9 protein-coding genes are annotated in these 20,112 nt (G+C 73.3%); 8 read left to right on the top strand and 1 reads right to left on the bottom strand.

Features of this window, described 5'->3' with window-relative positions; all coding sequences use genetic code 11:
• Window positions 1-98 precede the first annotated feature (98 nt).
• Genes E4P42_RS11960 through E4P42_RS11925 form a run of 8 tightly spaced genes read left to right on the top strand, consistent with a single transcriptional unit; the run spans window position 99 to window position 19,735 of the window.
• A complete protein-coding gene (locus tag E4P42_RS11960; RefSeq protein WP_135126278.1) occupies window positions 99-3,575 on the top strand; it encodes a non-ribosomal peptide synthetase in 3,477 nt (1,158 codons plus the stop codon).
• Window positions 3,572-4,321 (top strand): thioesterase II family protein, encoded by a 750-nt coding sequence (locus E4P42_RS11955; RefSeq protein WP_245233990.1) that lies wholly within the window; start codon window positions 3,572-3,574, stop codon window positions 4,319-4,321. The genes E4P42_RS11960 and E4P42_RS11955 overlap by 4 nt, the downstream gene beginning before the upstream one ends.
• Window positions 4,311-5,642 carry a polyketide synthase gene (locus E4P42_RS11950; protein WP_135126277.1) on the top strand — a complete coding sequence of 444 codons (1,332 nt, stop codon included), beginning with the start codon at window positions 4,311-4,313 and terminating at the stop codon, window positions 5,640-5,642. The genes E4P42_RS11955 and E4P42_RS11950 overlap by 11 nt, the downstream gene beginning before the upstream one ends.
• On the top strand, window positions 5,642-8,578 hold the full coding sequence (gene mbtD / locus E4P42_RS11945) for a mycobactin polyketide synthase MbtD (protein ID WP_135126276.1): 2,937 nt from the start codon (window positions 5,642-5,644) through the stop codon (window positions 8,576-8,578). Before E4P42_RS11950 ends, mbtD begins: the two co-directional genes overlap by 1 nt.
• Window positions 8,571-13,736: a non-ribosomal peptide synthetase gene (locus tag E4P42_RS11940; RefSeq protein WP_135126275.1), complete on the top strand. Its 5,166-nt coding sequence runs from the start codon at window positions 8,571-8,573 to the stop codon at window positions 13,734-13,736. Before mbtD ends, E4P42_RS11940 begins: the two co-directional genes overlap by 8 nt.
• Window positions 13,733-18,223: an amino acid adenylation domain-containing protein gene (locus E4P42_RS11935; RefSeq protein WP_305801107.1), complete on the top strand. Its 4,491-nt coding sequence runs from the start codon at window positions 13,733-13,735 to the stop codon at window positions 18,221-18,223. Before E4P42_RS11940 ends, E4P42_RS11935 begins: the two co-directional genes overlap by 4 nt.
• On the top strand, window positions 18,220-19,548 hold the full coding sequence (gene mbtG / locus E4P42_RS11930; protein ID WP_135126274.1) for an NADPH-dependent L-lysine N(6)-monooxygenase MbtG: 1,329 nt from the start codon (window positions 18,220-18,222) through the stop codon (window positions 19,546-19,548). The genes E4P42_RS11935 and mbtG overlap by 4 nt, the downstream gene beginning before the upstream one ends.
• Window positions 19,526-19,735 (top strand): MbtH family protein, encoded by a 210-nt coding sequence (locus tag E4P42_RS11925; protein ID WP_135126273.1) that lies wholly within the window; start codon window positions 19,526-19,528, stop codon window positions 19,733-19,735. Before mbtG ends, E4P42_RS11925 begins: the two co-directional genes overlap by 23 nt.
• A 24-nt stretch (window positions 19,736-19,759) precedes the next feature.
• Here the strand turns inward: E4P42_RS11925 and E4P42_RS11920 are convergent, their stop codons facing one another.
• Window positions 19,760-20,074, bottom strand: a complete 315-nt coding sequence (locus E4P42_RS11920; protein ID WP_135126272.1) for a type II toxin-antitoxin system VapB family antitoxin — start codon at window positions 20,072-20,074, stop codon at window positions 19,760-19,762.
• Window positions 20,075-20,112: the final 38 nt, after the last annotated feature.

Below are 20,112 nucleotides of genomic sequence, written 5' to 3'. Positions count from 1 at the left end.
ACCGACGGGCTCCCTCGGGGTACGTGTGCTTCGCCATGGAAATATAGGGTAGCCTTCGAAAAATTAGGGCAGCCTTTGCTAATCCTCGGGAGGGCGTTGTGGGTGATGTTACTGCCGATGCGCAGACCGTCCTGGCGGAGGTCGCCGAGCTCCTCGGCGTCGACGCCGGCGCCGTCGACCCCGACGCCGACCTGATCGGCCAGGGCCTGGACTCGATACGGATGATGTCGCTGGCCGGGCGGTGGCGCCGGGCCGGTGTCGACGTCTCGTTCGCCGATCTGGCCGCGAATCCGTCGGTGGCCGCGTGGGTGGCGTTGCTGACATCCTCCGCGCCGGGTGAGGTGGCCGAGGAAGCCGCCCCGGCCGAACCGGATTGGCTTGCCGGCGCGCCTTTCCCGCTCGCGCCGATGCAACATGCGCTGTGGGTCGGCCGGGAGGGCGATCAGCAGCTGGGCGGGGTGTCGGCCCACCTTTACGTCGAATTCGACGGCGCGGCAATCGATCCCGACCGGTTGCGGGCCGCGGCGACGGCGCTGGCCGAACGCCACCCCATGCTGCGGGTGGAATTCCTGCCCGACGGGACGCAGCGCATCGGCGCCGCACCGCACGGCTACCCGGTCGACGTCCGCGATCTGCGCGGGCTGGCCGACGACGAGGTGGAGCGGGAACTGGCCGCCGTCCGGCGCACCAAATCCCATCAGCAGCTGCTCGGTCAGGTCTTCGAGCTGACGCTGTCCCTGCTGCCCGGTGACCGCAGCCGGCTGCACGTCGACCTCGACATGCAGGCCGCCGACGCGATGAGCTACCGCACCCTGATGGCCGACCTCGCGGCCTTCTACCAGGGCAGCGCGCTGCCGCCGTTGGGCTACACCTACCGCGAATACCGGCAGGCCGCCCCCACCGCCGCGTCGGCCGCCGATCGCGCCTGGTGGGCCGAGCGCATCCCGGAGATGCCCGACCCGCCCCGGCTGCCGCTCACCCCGGCCGGCGAGCAGGCCGACCCCCACCACACCACCCGCAGGCACCACTGGCTCGACCCACAGACCCGCGACGCGCTCTACGCCGCCGCGCGCCGCCGGGGCGTCACCCCCGCGATGGCCGTGGCCGCCTCGTTCTCCGAGGCGCTGGCCGGCTGGTCGGCCGAACGCCGCTTCCTGCTCAACGTGCCGCTGTTCGGCCGCGAACAACGCCACCCCGACGTCGACCGGCTGGTCGGTGACTTCACCTCCTCGCTCCTGCTCGACGTCGACCTCGACGGCGCCGACACCGCGACCGCCCGCGCGCACGCCCTGCAGGACACGTTCCGGGCCGCCGCCGCCCACGCGTCCTACCCGGGGCTGTCGGTGCTGCGCGACCTCGGCCGCCACCGCGGCACCCAGACGCTCGCGCCCGTGGTGTTCACCAGCGCGCTGGGCCTCGGCGAACTGTTCGCCGCCGACGTCACCGCCTCGTTCGGCACACCGGTGTGGATCAACTCCCAGGGTCCGCAGGTGCTGCTCGACGCCCAGGTCACCGAGTTCGACGGCGGCGTGCTGATCAACTGGGACGTCCGCGAGGACGCGTTCCGGCCCGGTGTCGTCGATGCGATGTTCGCCCGCCACGTCGACGAACTGCACCGGCTCGCCGCCGACGAACAGGCCTGGGACACCGCCGATGTCCCGCTGCTGTCCGACACCCAGCGCGCCGTGCGCGACGCGGTCAACTCCACCACCGCGCCCCGGAGCGGAAACGCGTTGCAGGACGGCTTCTTCGCCGCCGCCGACCGCCACCCCGACGCACCCGCGGTGATCAGCTCGGCCGGCGACCTGACCTACGCCGAACTGCGCGACCGGGTCCGCGCCGTGGCCGCCGCCCTGCACGTGGCCGGCATCCGTCGCGGCGACACCGTCGCGATCATGGGACCCAAACACGCCGAGCAGGTCATCGCGATGCTCGCCATCCTCGCCGCCGGGGCGGTGTACGTGCCGGTCGGCGTCGACCAGCCGGCCGAACGCGCGCAGCGCATCCTGACCACCGGCGAGGTCCGCATGGCACTGGTGTGCGGCGACGAGCCGCCGACCTGGCTGCCCGCGCTGACCATCACGGAGGCACTGCGCGTCGGTGCCCGCGAGACCGACTTCGCCCCGGTGATCACCGACCCCGCCGCGCTGGCCTACGTCCTGTTCACCTCGGGGTCGACCGGCGAACCCAAGGGCGTCGAGGTGACCCACGACGCGGCGATGAACTCGATCGAATTCCTCAACGGCCACTTCGGGATCGGACCGCAGGACCGCTGCCTGGCGCTGTCCACGCTCGAATGCGACATGTCGGTGCTCGACGTGTTCGGCACGCTGACCGCGGGCGGCGCGATCGTCGTCGTCGACGAGGCGCACCGGCGCGAACCCGATCAGTGGGCGACGCTCATCGACGCCCACGGTGTCACGGTGCTCAACTTCCTGCCGGGCTGGCTGGAGATGCTGTTGGAGGTCGGGCACGGCCGCCTGTCGTCGGTGCGGGTGGTGCCCACCGGCGGTGACTGGGTCAGCCCCGCCATGGCCCGGCGCCTGCGCACCGAGGCGCCGCGGGTACGGTTCGCCGGTCTGGGCGGCGCCACCGAGACCGCCGTGCACGCCACGATCTGCGAGGTCGCCGACCCGCCGGCGCAGTGGACCGCGGTGCCCTACGGCACGCCGTTCACCAACATCGCCTGCCGCGTCGTCAATTCGGCCGGGGCCGACTGCCCGGACTGGGTACCCGGCGAACTGTGGGTGTCGGGCCGCGGCATCGCCCGCGGCTACCGCGGCCGCCCCGATCTGACCGCCGAACGGTTCGTCGTGCACGACGGCCGCACCTGGTACCGCACCGGGGACCTGGCCCGGTACTGGCCCGACGGCACACTGGAATTCGTCGGCCGCGCCGACCACCGCATCAAGGTCAGCGGATACCGCATCGAACTCGGCGACGTCGAGGCCGCGCTGCAGCGGGTGGCGGGGGTTTTCGCGGCGGTGGCCGCGGTGGTGTCCGCCGCCGGCGACGGCTCCGAACAACTCACCGCCGCGGTGCGCACCGACCGTCCCGGCCTCACCGAAGCCGACATCCTGCGTGCGGTCGCCGAACTCGTTCCGCCGCAGATGGTTCCGCGTCGCCTCGTCCTGGTCGACCGGATCCCGTTCACCGTCGGCGGCAAGATCGACCGGCGGGCCGTGGCGGCGCTGCTCGCCGATGCGCTCACCGCGGGCGACGTCGCCGCCCCGCGCCGCGCCCCGGCCACCCCGCTCGAGTCCGCGCTGGCCCACATCGTCGCCGAACTGCTGGGCACCGACGCCATCGGCGCCGACGACGACTTCTTCGCCCTGGGCGGTGATTCGGTGCTCGCGACCACGACGGTCGCCCGCATCCGGGAGTGGCTGGCCACGCCGACGGTCATGGTCGCCGACGTCTTCGCCACCCGCACCGTCGCGGCACTGGCCGAGCTGCTCACCTCCCGCGAGTCGGGCAGCACCCGGCTGACGCAGGTGGCCGAGCTGTACCTCGAGGTCTCCGACATGGAGAACGTCGACGTGATGTCCGCCCTCGACACGTCCTCCGCGCCGTGACCGGGGACCGCACCGCGACGGCGTTCGCGCCGTGGATCAAACGCTTCCCCGGCGAACCGGGCGGCGCGACGGTGGTGTTCCCGCACGCCGGCGGCGCCGCGGCGGCCTACCGGCCGCTGGCCACCGCGCTGTCGGGGCGCGGCGTCGAGACCTATGTCGTGCAGTACCCGCAGCGCGCCGAGCGGCTCGCACATCCGGCCGCCGACACGGTCGCCGAGCTGGCCCGCGAGCTGTTCGACGCCGGGCCGTGGGACCGGGTCGGCCCGCTGCGGCTGTTCGGCCACTGCCTGGGGGCGCTGGTGGCCTTCGAATTCGCCCGCCTCGCCGAGGCGGACGGTCTCCCGGTGACCCGGCTGTGGGCGTCGGCCAGCCAGGCCCCGTCGACGATCGCGGGGTTGCCGCGGGTACCCACCGACGACCGCGAGATGCTCGCCGACATCGTCTCGCTGGGCGGCACCGACCCCCGGCTGCTCGCCGACCCCGACTTCATCGACCTGCTGCTGCCCGCGGTGCGCGCCGATTACCGGGCCTTCAACCGGTATGCGTGCGAGGCCGGCGTGCGCATCGACGCCCACATCCACGCCGTCGGCGGCACCCGCGACCACCGCATCGCCGAAGACCTGCTGCGGCGCTGGGCCGATCACACCCGCGGCCGCTACGACCTGACGCTGTTCGACGGCGGCCACTTCTACGTCAACGACCACACCGACGCGGTGGTCGACCTGGTGAGCGCCGATGGTCGCTGACCCGATCGACGATCCCGTGGTGATCGTCGGCATGGCGGTCGAGGCGCCCGGCGGCGTCGACGACACCGAGAGCTTCTGGTCGCTGCTGTGCGACCAGCGAGAAGCGCTCGGTCCCTTCCCGACCGACCGCGGCTGGGCGCTGCGCGAGCTGTTCGACGGATCGCGGCGCGACGGGTTCACCCGGATCCACAACATCGGCGGATTCCTCGACGACGCCGCGGCGTTCGACCCCGAGTTCTTCGGCATCTCACCCCGTGAGGCCGTCGCGATGGACCCGCAGCAGCGGGTCGCGTTGCGCCTGGCGTGGCGGGCCTGCGAGAACGCCGGCATCAACCCCGACGAGCTCGCCGGCCACGACGTCGGCTGCTACGTCGGCGCGTCGGCGCTGGAGTACGGGCCGCCGATGAGCGATTTCTCCACCCACAGCGGTCATCTCATCACCGGTACGTCGCTCGGGGTGATCTCCGGGCGCATCGCCTACACACTCGACCTCGCCGGGCCCGCGCTGACCGTCGACACCTCCTGCTCCTCGGCGCTGGCCGCCTTCCACTCCGCGGTGGCGGCGCTGCGCGCCGGGGACTGCGACCTCGCGCTCACCGGCGGCGTGGCGGTGATGGGCACACCGGGCTACTTCGTCGAGTTCGCCAAACAGCACGCGCTCAGCGACGACGGGCACTGCCGGCCCTACAGCGCCCACGCCAGCGGCACGGTGTGGGCCGAGGGTGCGGCGATGTTCGTGCTCTCGCGACGTTCGGCGGCGCGGCGCGACGGCCATCGGGTGCTCGGTGAGGTCCTCGCCAGCTGCGTCAACCAGGACGGGCGCTCGGTCGGCCTGACCGCACCGAGCGGCACCGCGCAGGCCCGGCTGTTCCGCAAGGCCATCGACCGTGCCGGTGTGGCGCCCGAGGACGTCGGCCTGGTCGAGGGACACGGCACCGGAACCCGGCTCGGCGACCGCACCGAACTGCAGTCGCTGGCCGCCACTTACGGGGCCACCGCACCGGGCCGCGGCCCACTGCTGGGCTCGGTGAAGTCAAACATCGGCCACACCCAGGCCGCCGCGGGCGGGCTGGGGCTGGCCAAGGTGCTGCTCGCCGCGCAACACGCGACGATCCCACCCACCCTGCACGCCGACGAACCCAGCCGCGAGATCGACTGGGACAGTCAGGGTCTGCGCCTGGCCGACAAACTTTCGCCGTGGCCGGCCGTCGAGGGCAGGCGGATCGCCGCGGTCTCGGCGTTCGGAATGAGCGGCACCAACACCCACGTCGTGGTGTCGGTGCCCGACTCCCAGCCCGACCGCCGGGCCGGGGCCGCGTGATGCCCGCGCTCCGGTGGCCCGACGGGCGGGTTCCCGTCCTGCTCAGTGGCCATGCCGAGGACCTCCTCGCCGTGGACGCCGCCGCGCTGCTCGACCACCTGCGGCGGCGCCGCCCCGCGGTGGCCGAGTTGGCCGCCCACCTCGCCCGCACCCGACGGGTCCGCCGCCACCGCGCCGTCGTCCGCGCCCACGACCTCGATGAACTGACCGACGGTCTGCGCGCGCTCACCGCAGGCGCCGAGCATCCGCTGCTCACCCGGGTGACCGAACGAGCTCAGTCGCGCACCGCATTCGTCTGCCCCGGCCAGGGCAGCCAGTGGCCCGCCATGGGCGCCGACGCCTACCGTCTGCTGCCGGCCTACCGGGTCGCCGCCGACGCCGCCGCGGCCGGATTCGACGCCGCCGGGCTCACCTCGCCGCTGCGCTACCTGACCACCGACGCCGTCCCGGACACCTTCGGCGAGATCGAGGTGCAGGGCGCGCAGTTCGTGCACACCGTCGCGCTCGGCGCCGTGTGGCGGGAGGCCGGCATCCTGCCCGACGTCACCATCGGGCACAGCCTCGGTGAGATCGCCGCCGCCTACCTCGCCGAGACGATCACGCTGGCCGAAGCCGTTGCGGTGGTCGCCGCCCGAGCCGGCGTGGTGGACCACCTGACCGGCTCGTATGCCGTTGCAGCGCTGGGCATCACCGCCGCCGACGCGGAGAACCTGATCGCCGCCACCCCCGGCTGGCTGGAGCTGTCGGTGATCAACGCGCAAGCCTCGGTCGCGGTGTCCGGCGACCGCGACGCGGTGACCGCCGCGGTGGCCGCGGTGCAGGGGCGCGGCGGCTTCGCCCGCGAGATCACCGTGAACTTCCCCGTGCACACCAGCGTGCTCGACCCGCTGCGCCGGCACGTCGAGAACCGGCTGCCGCGAGGCGCGTTCACCGATTCGCCCGTGCAGTTCATCGGTGCGGTGACCGGCGACGTGGTCACGGCGGGCACCGGATTCGCCGACTACTGGTATGCGAACCTGCGCCGGCCGGTCCGCTTCGACCGCGCCGTCGCGGCGGCGATCCGCTGCGGTGTCGGCACATTCGTCGAACTGTCCACCCACCCCGCACTGCTGCACGCGATCGGCGACGGTCTGGGCGCCACCCCTGCGCTGCTGGTCGGCTCCGGCCGGCGCGGCGTGCCGGTGACCGATCAGCTCGCCGCGGGCATCGCCGCCGCGGCGCTGACCGACCCCCGCTACCGCTGGCGCGATCTGCACGACCCGACCGCGCCGGTGCTGTCCGACATCCCGCCGGCGCCGATGCGCAAGATCCACCTGTGGGCCGCCCCCGACCCGCTGCCGCCCGCCGACGGCCTCACCGTCGCCGCGGAGACCTGGCACGGCGCACCGCTGCCCGGCGCGCCGACCGCCCCGCAGCGCATCGCCGTGGTCGGCCCCGACGACGCGCTCACCGCCGCGCTGCGCGCCGCGGTCGACGGCCATGCGTCGGCGTCGCGGTCCGCGGCCACCGACGCCGACATCGTCGTCGTGGCCGCGCCCGCCCTCGACCAGACCGGTGTCGCCGACGCCGCGGCCGGGATCGCCGACGGCCTCGACGACGGGCTGCTCGACTACACCGGGCTCGTCGGGCCCGCATGCCGGCAGGTCTGGCTCGTCACCGTGGCCGGGGAACGCGTCGTCCCCGCGGATCCGGTGGCCCGGCCGGCACAGGCCGCGCTGGCCGCGATGCACCGCGCGTTCGGCTTCGAGCATCCCGACCAGGGGTTCGGCCATCTCGACGTATCGGCGCGAACCCTCGACGCCGCGTCCGCCACCGCCGCCGTCGACGCCGTGCTGGCGGGCGCGGGGGAGGTCGCGCTGCGCGGCGGCACGGTGTACCGGCGCGCGATCGGCGATCCCGTACCGGCCGCACCGGCATGGCCGCTGGACTCCGGTGTGCTCGACGAGGTGGTGATCACCGGCGGGGCCGGCGCGATCGGCCTGCAGTACGCGCACTACCTCGCCGAACGCGGCGCACGCCGCATCGTGCTGCTCAGCCGCCGCCGGGCCGATCCGGACACGCTGGCCGGCCTGCGTGACCGGTTCGGCACCGACATCGTGGCAGTGCCGTGTGACCTCACCGACCGGGCCGGGCTGGCCGCCGCCGCTGGGCACACCCGCGGCGGTGCCTCACTGCTCGTCCACGCCGCGGGTGCCGCGTCGTTCCAGACCCGGGACCGGCTCGACGGCACCGTGTTCACCGCCACCTGCGCGGCGAAGGTCACCGGCCTGGCCCACCTGCTCGACACCTGGCCGATCCGCGAGGACGCGCGAATCCTGCTGTGCTCGTCGGTGATCGGCGTGTGGGGCGGCAGCGGCACCGCCGCCTACGCCGCCGCCAACCGGATGCTCGACGTCGCCGCCGACCGGCTGCGGGCCGAGGGCCGGCGCGCCGTGTCGGTGCGGTGGGGCCTGTGGGACACCGCCGACGGACGGCCCGGGATCATCGACGCCGCGGAGACCCAGCGGGTGCGGCGCTCCGGGCTGCGGCCGATGGCGCCGCGCGCGGCGATCGAGGCGGGCCTGTTCGACTTCGGCGTCGACCCGCTGATCCTGTCCGCCGATCCCGAGCGGCTCGGCGTGTTCTTCGGTGCCCAGCAGGCCGTGGCGCCCGCCGCGGCGCCACGCGACAGCGCCCCGGCCACCGACCCGGCCGACGCCGTCCGGACCGAACTCGCCGCGGTGCTCAACGCCCCCGACGCCGCGATGCTGGACCTCGAGACCTCGCTGTTCGACCTCGGCGTCGACTCGCTCCTGGCGCTCGACCTGCGAAAGCGGCTGCAGCGCAGCACCGGGACCACCGTCAAGCTGGCGCGGCTGCTGAGCGGCATCACCGCCGCCGAGCTGATCGCCGACCTCTCCGCGCACGACACGAAAGTGGACACCCCCAGTGACTGACACCACCCACACCGGCAACCGCTTCGACGCGCAGCGCGCCGAACTGCTGCGGCGGCGCCTGCAGGAGCGCGGCCTGACGGCCGACCACGGCGCACCGGTCGCCGTGCCCGCGCCCGACGCACTGACCGACGGTCAACGGCGGATGTGGTTCGTGCAGGCCGCCGATCCCAGCGGTGCGCTGCTCAACGTGTGCGTGTCCTACCGCATCACCGGTGACGTCGACGTGGCCGCGCTGCGCGGCGCGGTGGCCGCCGTGGCCCGCCGTCACCCGGTGCTGCGCACCACCTATCACGCCGACGAGAACGGCGAACCGCGCCAGCGGGTGCGCGACGACCTGCTGCCGGCGTTCACCGACCACGACCTGTCCGACCTGCCCGAGGACTCGCGGCAGCTGCGCCTCGAGGTGCTCGCCCAGCGGGAGTTCGCCACCGCGTTCGACCTGGCCACCGACGCGCCGCTGCGGATCACGGTGGCGCGCACCGCCGCCGACGAACTGGTGATGCTGCTGGTCGCCCATCACATCGCGTGGGACGACGCATCGTGGCGGGTGTTCTTCGGCGACCTCACCCGCGCCTACACCGGGGCGGCGCTCGCGCCGGCGCCGGCACCGTCCGCACCGGCACCCGACACCACCGACGCCGACCTGGCCTACTGGCGCGCCGTGCTGGCCGACCCGCCGGAGCCGCTGGAGCTGCCCGGACCGAACGGCTCGGCGGTGCCGACCAGTTGGCGCTCGCAGCGCACCGGCCTGCACCTGCCCGCCGACACCGCCCGGCGGGTCGCCGATCTGGCCCGCGACGCCGGTGCCACCCCGTACGCAGTGCTGCTCGCGGTGTTCGGCACCCTGGTGCACCGCTACACCCACGCCGACGACTTCCTGGTCGCCACCCCGGTGCTCAACCGCGGCCCCGGTACCGACGACACCATCGGCTACCACGGCAACACGGTCGCGATGCGGCTGCGGCCGCGGTCGGCGATGACCTTCCGCGACCTGCTCACCCAGACCCGCGACACCGTGCTCGGCGCGTTCGCCCACCAGCGGGTCAACCTGGACCGGGTGGTGCGCGAACTCAACCCCGATCGCCGCCACGGCGCTGAACGCATGACCCGGGTGAGCTTCGGCTTCCGGGAGCCCGACGGCGGCGGTTTCACTCCGCCCGGGGTGACGTGCCGGCGCGCCGAACTGCGCAGCCATCTCACCCAGCTGCCACTGGGCTTCATGGTCGAATTCGATTCCAGCGGCGCACTGGTCGAGGTGGAGCACCTCGTCGAGGTGCTCGACGCCACGCTGGCCGCGCAGCTGGGCAGACACTTCGCGGTGCTGCTCGACGCTGCGCTCACCCACCCCGACACCCCGCTGTCGCGGCTCGACGTGATGGGCGCCGAGGATGCGGCGTGGCTGCGCGACGTGTCGGCCGGCGAGGTGTTCACCACCCCGGAGGCGACGCTGCCGGATCTCGTGGCCGCGCAGGTGGCCCGCACCCCGGACGCCACCGCGGTGGTCTACGAGGGCAGGCACTACAGCTACCGGGAGATCAACGAGTCGGCGAACCGGGTGGCGCACCGCCTGATCGAGGCCGGTATCGGCACCGAGGACCGGGTGGCGGTGCTGCTCGACAAGTCACCGGAACTCGTCATCACCGCGCTCGGCGTACTCAAGGCCGGCGCGGTGTACCTGCCGGTCGACCCGACCTATCCCGAGGACCGGCTGTCGTTCATCCTCGGTGACTGCGATGCGAGACTCGTTCTTCGCGAACCGCTTTCGGACCTCGACCGGGCGCGCGCCGACGACCCCACCGATGCCGACCGGGTGCGCCCGCTGCGCCCGTCGAACACCGCGTACCTGATCTACACCTCGGGCTCGACCGGCCTGCCCAAGGGTGTCCCGGTGCCGCACCGCCCGGTCGCCGAGTACTTCGTGTGGTTCAAGGACGAATACCAGGTCGGCGCCGAGGACCGGCTGCTGCAGGTGGCCTCGCCGAGCTTCGACGTGTCGATCGCCGAGATCTTCGGCATGCTGGCCTGCGGCGCGCGGCTGGTGATCCCGAAGCCCGACGGGCTGCGCGACATCGGCTACCTGACCCGGCTGCTGCACGACGAGGGCATCACCTCGATGCATTTCGTGCCGTCGCTGCTGGGCCTGTTCCTGTCGCTGCCCGGCGTCAACGAGTGGCGCACGCTGCAGCGGGTGCCGATCGGCGGCGAGGCGCTGCCCGGTGAGGTCGCCGACAAGTTCCACGCCACCTTCGACGCGCTGCTGCACAACTTCTACGGCCCCACCGAGACCGTCATCAACTGCACCCGCTACAAGGTCGAGGGCAACCAGGGCACCCGGATCGTGCCGATCGGCACCCCGAAGATCAACACCCAGATCCACCTGCTCGACGACGCCCTGCAGCCGGTTCCGGTCGGGGTGATCGGCGAGATCTACATCGGCGGAACGCACGTCGCGCACGGCTACCACCACCGCCCCGGACTGACGGCGGAGCGGTTCGTGGCCGACCCGTTCACCGCCGGCGGGCGGCTGTACCGCTCCGGCGACCTGGCGCGGCGCAACGCCGACGGCGACATCGAATTCGTCGGGCGCGCCGACGAACAGGTCAAGATCCGCGGCTTCCGCATCGAACTGGGCGACGTGGCGGCCGCCATCTCGGTCGATCCGGCCGTCGGGCAGGCCGTCGTGGTGGTCAGCGACCTCCCGCAACTCGGCAAGAGCCTGGTCGGTTACCTGACGCCCGCCTCGGAGACCGAGGAGATCGACCTCGACCGCATCCGCGCCCGGGTGGCGGCCGCGCTACCCGAGTACATGGTCCCCGCGGGATACGTCGTGCTCGACGAGATCCCGATCACCGCGCACGGCAAGATCGACCGGGCCGCGCTGCCCCACCCCGAGATCGCGTCGGTCACCGCGTTCCGCGATCCGGTCACCGACACCGAGCGTCAGGTGGCCGGCCTGTTCGCCGAACTGCTCGGCCGCGACCGGATCGGTGCCGACGACTCGTTCTTCGAACTCGGCGGGCACTCGCTGCTGGCCACCAAACTCGTGGCCGCCGTGCGGTCGCGGGTCGGCGTGGACATCGGGGTGCGCGAGATCTTCGAACTCGCCACGGTGGCCCGGCTGGCCGAGCACATCGACCAGGTCGCCGCCGGAGGGGGACAGCAGCGCCCGCGCCTGGTCCCGGTCGGCCACGACGGGCCCGCCCCGCTGTCGGCATCGCAGCTGCGCAGCTGGTTCACCTACCGCGTCGACGGACCCAGCGCGATCAACAACATCCCGTTCGCGGCGCGGCTGCACGGTCCCTGCGACATCGACGCGCTGGCCGCGGCGATCAACGACGTCGTCGACCGGCACGAGATCCTGCGCACCACCTACCGCGAGATCGACGGCGTGCCGTACCAGATCGTCGAACCGGCCGCACCGGTGACGGTGCGCCGGGCCCGCGGCGCCGACGAGCAGTGGCTGCAGGACGAACTGGCCGCCGAACGCCGGCACGTGTTCGATCTGGAACGGGACTGGCCGATCCGGGTGGCGCTGCTGAGCACGCCCGACAATCACGCGCTGTCGTTCGTCATGCACCACATCGCCGGCGATCACTGGTCGGCGACGGTGCTGTTCGCCGACGTGATCACCGCCTACCGGGCCCGCCGCGACGGACACGCCCCGGCATGGGCCCCGCTGCCGCTGCAGTACGCCGACTACGGCGCCTGGCAGGCCGCGCTGCTCGACGACGCCAGCGGAATCGCGGCCGCTCAACGGGAGTACTGGCGTGAGCAGCTGGCCGGCCTGCCCGAGGAGACCGGGCTGCGGCCCGACTTCCCACGTCCGCCGGTACCCACGGGCGCCGGCGCGGCCGTCGAGTTCAGCATCGACGCCGACGTCCGTGCCCGCCTGGCCGACCTGAGCCGCGAACTCGGCATCACCGAGTTCATGCTGCTGCAGGCCGCCGTGGCGGTGGTGCTCTACAAGGCCGGCGCCGGGCCCGACGTGCCGATCGGTACCCCCGTCGCCGGGCGCACCGAGGCCGAACTCGACCAGCTGGTCGGCTTCTTCGTCAACTTCGTGGTACTCCGCAACGATCTGCGGGCCAATCCGACGCTGCGCGAACTGCTCGGCGCGGCACGGGAACTGGCGCTGTCGGCGTACGCCAACCAGGACCTGCCGTTCGATCAGGTGGTCGACGCGGTCGCCCCGGTGCGCACCCTCGCCCGCAACCCGCTGTTCCAGGTCGTCGTCCATGTCCGCGAACAGCTGCCCGAGGGCCGCGTCATCGACAGCGGACCGCAGGGGGAGACGACGTTCACCGCGATCGAACCGGATTTCGATGTCGCGCAGGCGGATCTGTCGCTGAACTTCTATGCCACCGAGGACGCCTACCGCGGTCATGTGATCTACCGGCCCGAACTCTACGAGCGGACCACCGCCGAGCGGCTGGCCGGCTGGCTGAACCGGGTACTGCGCGCCTTCGCCGACGATCCCGACCGGCGGGTCCGTGCGGTCGACATCCTCGCACCCGGCGAACGCACCCGCCTGCAGGAGTGGAGCGGTGGCAGCGTGTTCGTGCTCGACGACGCGCTCGCGCCCGCGCCGATCGGTGTCGTCGGCGACGTGTACCACGCCGGCCCGGCCGCCCGCGGCCAGTGGCACCGGTCCGACCTGACCGCGACCCGGTTCGTCCCGAGTCCCGTTGCGGGGCAAACGGGCGCGCGGCTCTACCGGTCCGGGGAGCGGGCCCGCTGGACCGACGGCGGCATGCTGGAGTTCGTCGAGTCCGGCGGCGCCGCGGCAGCGGCGCCGGCGCGGGAGGACCTGCCGTTCGAGCCGCCGAGCACCGACACCGAACGCGCGCTGGCGGCGATGCTCGCCGACGTGCTGGAGGTCGCCGAGGTCGGCCGCCACGACGACTTCTTCACCCTGGGCGGTGACAGCATCCTGGCCGTGCAGCTGGCCGCCCGCGCCAAAGACGCCGGGCTGGCGCTGCGGGCGCGCATGGTGTTCGAGCATCCCGTGGTGCGCGACTTGGCCGCCGCCGTGGACGGTGCGGGCGACGGGGACACCACCGCCGACACCCACCACGCCCCGATGAGCGCGTCCGGGCTGTCGCCCGACGAGTTGGCGGCGCTGGCCTCGGCGTGGGCAGATCGGGACGCCGGGGCGTGACGAGCACCGACACCCGGGCGGCGGGCGCCATCGAGGACGTGATGGCGCTCAGCCCGCTGCAGCAGGGCCTGTTCTCGATGGCCACGCTGACCGGGCCGCGCGACGGCGCCGACCCGTACGTCATCGCGATGGCCGCCGACATCACCGGCGACCTCGACGCCGCGCTCCTGCACGACTGCGCGGCCGCAATGCTGGTGCGCCACCCCAATCTGCGGGCCAGCTTCGTGCACGGCACGCTGAGCCGACCGGTGCAGGTGATCCCCAGCCGGGTCGACGTCCCATGGCGCCGGGTCGCCGCGGACGCCGACGAGGCCGCCGCACTGGAGCGGGAGGAACGCCGCCGCCCGTTCGACCTCGAACACGGCCCCGTGATTCGCTTCCTGCTGATCGACCTGCCCGACCGCACCTGGCGGCTGGTCGTCGTCGCCCACCACATCGTCATCGACGGCTGGTCGCTGCCGCTGTTCGTCGGCGAGATGATCACGCTGTACCGCGCGGGCGGTGACCTCGCCGCGTTGCCGCCGGCGCCACGGCCCTACCGCGACTACATCGGCTGGCTGGCGGCCCGGGACCCGCAGACCAGCCGTGACCTGTGGCGGGCACATCTGGCCGGGCTCGACGGACCCACTCTGCTCACGCCCGCGCTGACCGGCACCGAACCGGCACCGGGCATCCCGCGGCGCACCGAACTCACCCTCGACCGGCAGACCACCGCCCGGTTGGCCGAGGCCGCCCGGGCCCGCGGCGTCACGCTCAACACCGTGGTTCAGATGACCTGGGCCACGATCCTGTCCGCGCTCACCGACCGCAGCGACGTCACGTTCGGGGTGACGGTGTCCGGCCGGCCCGGCGAACTGGCCGGCGTGGAAGGCATGGTCGGGCTGTTCATCAACACCGTCCCGCTGCGGGTGCGGCTCGACCCGGCCGCACCGGTGGGCGGACAATGCGTTGCGCTGCAACGCGAGGCGGCCGCGCTGCGTGACCACAGCTACCTTGCCCACTCCGAATACCGGACGCTGGCCGGGGTGGGCGAGCTGTTCGACACGCTGCTGGTCTACGAGAACTTCCCGCCGGGCGGTGTGGTCGGCGGCGGCGAATTCGCCGCGGGCGCAGCGACGTTCCGGCCCGCGGCGCTGGAGAGCCTGTCGCACTTCCCGGTCACCATCGCCGCCCACCTCACCGACGGAGCGCTCACCCTGCTGATCGAGGTGCTCGACGGGGCGCTCGGCCTCATGCGGCCCGAGGAGCTGGGCGGGCGCGTGCTCGCCACCGCACAACGCATCATCTCGCACTGGGACGACCCGCTGCGCGAGGTCGGGATCCTGCTCGACGAGGAGGCACAACGCACCCACAGCGGCACACCGGCCACGCCTCAGGTCGAGGGTGGCGTGCACACCGCATTCACCCGAGCCGCCGGTGACCGGCTCGGATCGGTGGCGCTGAGCTGGGACGGCGGCACGCTGACCTATCGCGAACTCGACGAGGCCGCCGACCGGCTGGCCGCGGTGCTGTGCGCGCGGGGGGTGCGCGCCGAGCAGCCGGTCGCGGTCGTGCTGCCCCGCGGACCGCAGTACGTCGTCGCGATGTTCGGGATCCTCAAGGCGGGCGGCGCGATCGTGCCGCTCGACCCCGGCATGCCCGACGAGCGGATCGCCGACATCCTGGCCCAGACCGGCGACCCGCTGGTCGTCGACGAGGCGCTGATGGCCACGGCCACCGGTGAACCACCCGCCGACTTCCGGCCCGCGGAGGTCACCGCCGAACAGGCCGCATACGTGGTGTTCACCTCGGGCACGACGGGCCGGCCGAAAGGCGTGGTCGGCACGCACGGCGCCGTGCTGGCCTACGCACACGACCACGCCACCGCGATCCTGCGACCGGCGGCGGCGCGGGCCGGCCGGCCGCTGCGGGTCGCGCACGCCTGGTCGTTCACGTTCGACGCCGCCTGGCAGCCGCTGGCCGCGCTGCTCGACGGCCACAGCGTCCACATCGTCGGCGACGACACGCAGCGCGACGCCGAGGCGCTGGTCGAGACCATCGCCCGCATCGGCATCGACATGATCGACACCACCCCGTCGATGTTCGCCCAGCTGCGCGACGCCGGTCTGCTCTCGACGGTCCCGCTGGCCGTGCTGGCGCTCGGCGGCGAAGCGGTCACCCCGCCGCTGTGGGAGTGGATCCGCGAGCGGTGTGCGGCCACCGGCATGGCCGCGCACAACTGCTACGGGCCCACCGAGACCACCGTCGAAGCCGTCGTCGCCGCCATCGCCGACCACGCGCAGCCGGCGATCGGCCACCCGACCGCACCCACCGTCGCGCACGTCCTGGACTCCTGGCTGCGGCCGGTGCCCGACGGCGTGGCCGGTGAGCTCTACCTGTCCGGTGACCAGCTGACCCGCGGCTACCTCGGGCGGCCCGGCGAGACCGCCGCCCGGTTCGTCCCCGACCCGGCACTGCCCGGCCGCCGGATGTACCGCACCGGCGATGTGGTGCGCCGCGGCCCCGACGGTGGCCTGCAGTTCCTCGGCCGCACCGACGACCAGGTCAAGATCCGCGGTTTCCGGGTGGAGCCCGGCGAGGTCGCCACCGTGCTGCTCGGCCATGCCGGGGTCCGCGCGGCCCACGTCGCGGTGCGCAGGCACGCCGGCGGGCCACGGCTGACCGCCTACGTCGCGGCCGGCGAGAACCCGCCCGACGCCCCCGAACTGCGGACCCTGCTCACCCGCAGGCTGCCCCGCTACCTGGTACCGCACCACATCGTGGTGGTCGACGACCTGCCGCTGACCCGCCACGGCAAGGTCGACGAGCACGCGCTGGCCGCGCTCGACGCCGCCGAACAGCCGTCGACCGCCCCGGAGACGCCGACCGAACACGCGCTGGCCGCGCTGCTGGCCGAGGTGCTCGAGACCGGGCAGATCGACGTCACCGCCGACTTCCTGACCATGGGACTGGACAGCATCGCCGCGCTGTCGGTGGTGCAGGCCGCGCGCCGGCGCGGGCTCGAGATGCGCGCCCGGCTCATGCTGGAGTGCAGCACGATTCGTGAACTCGCGGCCGCCGTCGACGCCGACACCGGCGCCGCCGCGCCCGCCGCGCTCACCGGTGACCGCTACGGCGAGGTGGCGCCCGCGCCGATCATGTCGTGGCTGTACGAGGCGGGCGACTTCCGCCGCTTCACTCAGAACGTGCTCATCGCGCTGCCGGCCGGCCTCACCGCCGAACGGCTCGAGACGGTGCTGCAGACGCTGCTCGACCGGCATGACATGCTGCGGGCGGTCCTCGACACCGCCGGTGGCGGGTACCGGCTGACCACCCGCCCGCCCGGCGCGGTGCGCGCGGCCGACATCCTGCACCGGGTCGACCGCCCGGCCGCCGAGGCACTGGCCGCCGAATCCCGCGCCGCGCTGGACCGCATCGACCCCGCGACCGGGGCGATGGTGCAGGCGGTCTGGTTCCCCGGTGACCACACCCTGCTGCTGGCGGTGCACCACCTCGCCACCGACGTGGTGTCGTGGTACGTCATGCTCGCCGGCCTGAGCCAGATCGCCGCCGACCTCGACGCCGGCGAAACCCCCGCCCTGACAAGCGAATACACCACCTACCGGGAGTGGACGCGCCGGCTCGCCCACCGCGCGGACAGCGACGAGGTGGCGGCGCAGTCCGGGTACTGGCACCGGCAGCTCTGCGCCGCGGACCCCGCCCTGGGCAGCCGGCTGCCCGACCCCGCGATCGACACGTGGAAGTCGTTGCGCACCAGCGACATCGCGCTCGACACCGCGGCCACCCGCCGACTGCTGGACCGCGCCGACGCGGCCGGCGCCGAGATGCGCGACGTGCTGCTCGCGGCGCTGACCCTGACGCTCACCGAGTGGCGCACCGCGCGCGGTGAGTCCGCCGACGGCGGCGCGCTGATCGCGCTGGAAGGTCACGGCCGCGAGGACGCCCTGGTCGACGGTGACGTCGACACCTCGGCCACGGTGGGCTGGTTCACCTCGGTGTTCCCCGTGCGACTGGGTGCCGAGGGTGCCGCGGTGGGCGTCGACACGGCCGAGCGGGACCCGGCGGCCGCCCGCGCGCTGCTGCGGTCGGTGACCGACCACATCGCCGCCGTCCCGAACCGCGGACTGGACTACGGGCTGCTGCGCTATCACCGCCGCGACCCGGCACTGGCCGGTGCGCCGCATCCGCAGGTCGAGTTCAACTACATCGGCCGCTACGACCTGACCAACGACACCGCGTCGCGGGCCGACCGGCACTGGGCACTGGAGACGGATCCGGCGCTCAACGCCCTGCTGCCGCTGGCGCCCGAACCGCTCCTGCCGCTGCGCTACACCTTCGACGTCATCGCGGTGGTCAACGCCACCGCCGACGGGCCGCAGCTGATCACCAGCTGGCGGTGGAGCGAAGAGCTGTCCACCGCGGCGGACATCGACCACCTCGGCGCCCTGTGGCGCCGCAGCATCGACGCACTGGGAGGTGCCCTGTGACCGGCACACACAACCGCACGCAGGCCGGCACGCTGGCCGTCATCGGCGCCGGCGCCAAGGCGGTCGCCGTCGCGGCCAAGGCCGCGGTCCTGCGCGACATGGGCCTGCCCACACCGCACGTCGTGGCCGTCGAACGTGCCGAGGTGGCCGCGAACTGGCAGGCCGGCGGCGGCTGGACCGACGGCGCGCACCGGCTGGGCACCGGGCCGGAGAAGGACGTCGGCTTCCCGTACCGGTCGTCGCTGGCGCCCCGGCGCAACGCCGAACTCGACGAGCGGATGACCCGCTACAGCTGGCAGTCCTACCTGATCGCGACCGGGCAGTTCGCCGAGTGGATCGACCGCGGCCGTCCCGCGCCCACGCACCGCCGCTGGAGCCAGTACCTGCGCTGGGTCGCCGACAACGTCGGGATGACCGTCGTGCCCGGGGAGGTGCAGCGCATCTCGGTGCAGGGCGGCCCCGATGGCCGGCGCTGGGCCCTGCACACCGCCGACACCACCGTCGCCGCCGACGGGGTGATGGTCACCGGACCGGGACAGGCGGGCCGGTCGATCCTGCCGGGCAACCCGCAGGTGCTCTCGATCGCCGACTTCTGGAACCGCGCCGCCGCCCACGAGCTGCTGGTGGCCGACCGCGTCGCGATGATCGGCGGCGGCGAGACCGCCGCGTCGATGCTCAACGAACTGTTCCGGCACCGGGTCTCCACCATCACGGTGATCTCCCCGCAGGTCACGCTGTTCACCCGCGGCGAGGGATTCTTCGAGAACACGCTGTTCTCCGACCCCACCGGGTGGAACAGCCTGACCCTCGCCGAACGCCGCGACGCGATGTTCCGCACCGACCGCGGCGTGTTCTCCGCTCGCGTGCAGGACGCGCTGCTGGCCGACGACCGCATCCGGCACCTGCGCGGGCGCGTGGCCCACGCGGTCCCGCGCGACGGCCGCATCCGGCTCACCCTGCACACCGACCGGGCCGGGGAACGGCTCGAGACCGTGCACGGCTTCGACCTCGTGATCGACGGGCAGGGCGCCGACCCGCTGTGGTTCGTGCCGCTGCTCGGCCAGGACGCCCGCGACCTGCTGGAGCTCGGCCTGGGCGGCCCGCTGTCCGGTGACGCGCTGCAGGAGTCGATCGGCCACGACCTGTCCGTCGCCGGGCTGGCGCCCAAGCTGTTCCTGCCCGGCCTCGCGGGACTCAACCAGGGGCCCGGATTCCCCAACCTCAGTTGCCTCGGGTTGCTGTCGGACCGCGTGCTCGGCGCGGACCTCGCCGCGGCCACCCACCGAACGATCAGGAGAAGCGATGAGCACCAACCCATTCGATGACGAGAACGGCACCTTCTACGTGCTGGTCAACGACGAGGAGCAGCACAGCCTGTGGCCGACGTTCGCCGACGTCCCGGCCGGGTGGCGGGTGGTGTTCGGGGAGAGCACCCGCGCGGACTGCCTGGCCTACGTGGAGGAGAACTGGACCGACATGCGGCCCAAGAGCCTGCGCGCCGCCCTCGCCTAGAGCTGCTGGCCCAGACCTGCTGGGCTAGACCTGTTGAGCGTAGGGCACGTCCATGTCGAACAGGCGAGCGTGCAGCACCGTGCGGTTCCGTAGCGCCGAGCGCACCGCGCGGTGCAGCCCGTCCTCGAGATAGATCACGCCCTGCCAGCGCACCGCGTGCGGGAACAGGTCGCCGTAGAACGTCGAGTCCTCCGACAGCAGCCGGTCGAGTGCCAGGACCGTGGTGGTGGTGACGATCTCGTCGAGCCGGATCTGGCGAGGCGGGATCCGCGACCACTCGCGGTAGGACAGACCATGGTCCGGATACGGTTTGCCGTCGCGGACACCTTTGAAGATCATCGGCGCGCCTTCGCTCGCTGTGAGCCCCCCGTCACAGG

It is taken from the genome of Mycobacterium sp. PS03-16 (assembly GCF_004570325.1).
Lineage (GTDB): Bacteria > Actinomycetota > Actinomycetes > Mycobacteriales > Mycobacteriaceae > Mycobacterium.
Note: the sequence above shows the minus strand (reverse complement) of the source record. Positions and strands in the feature narration are given on the sequence as shown.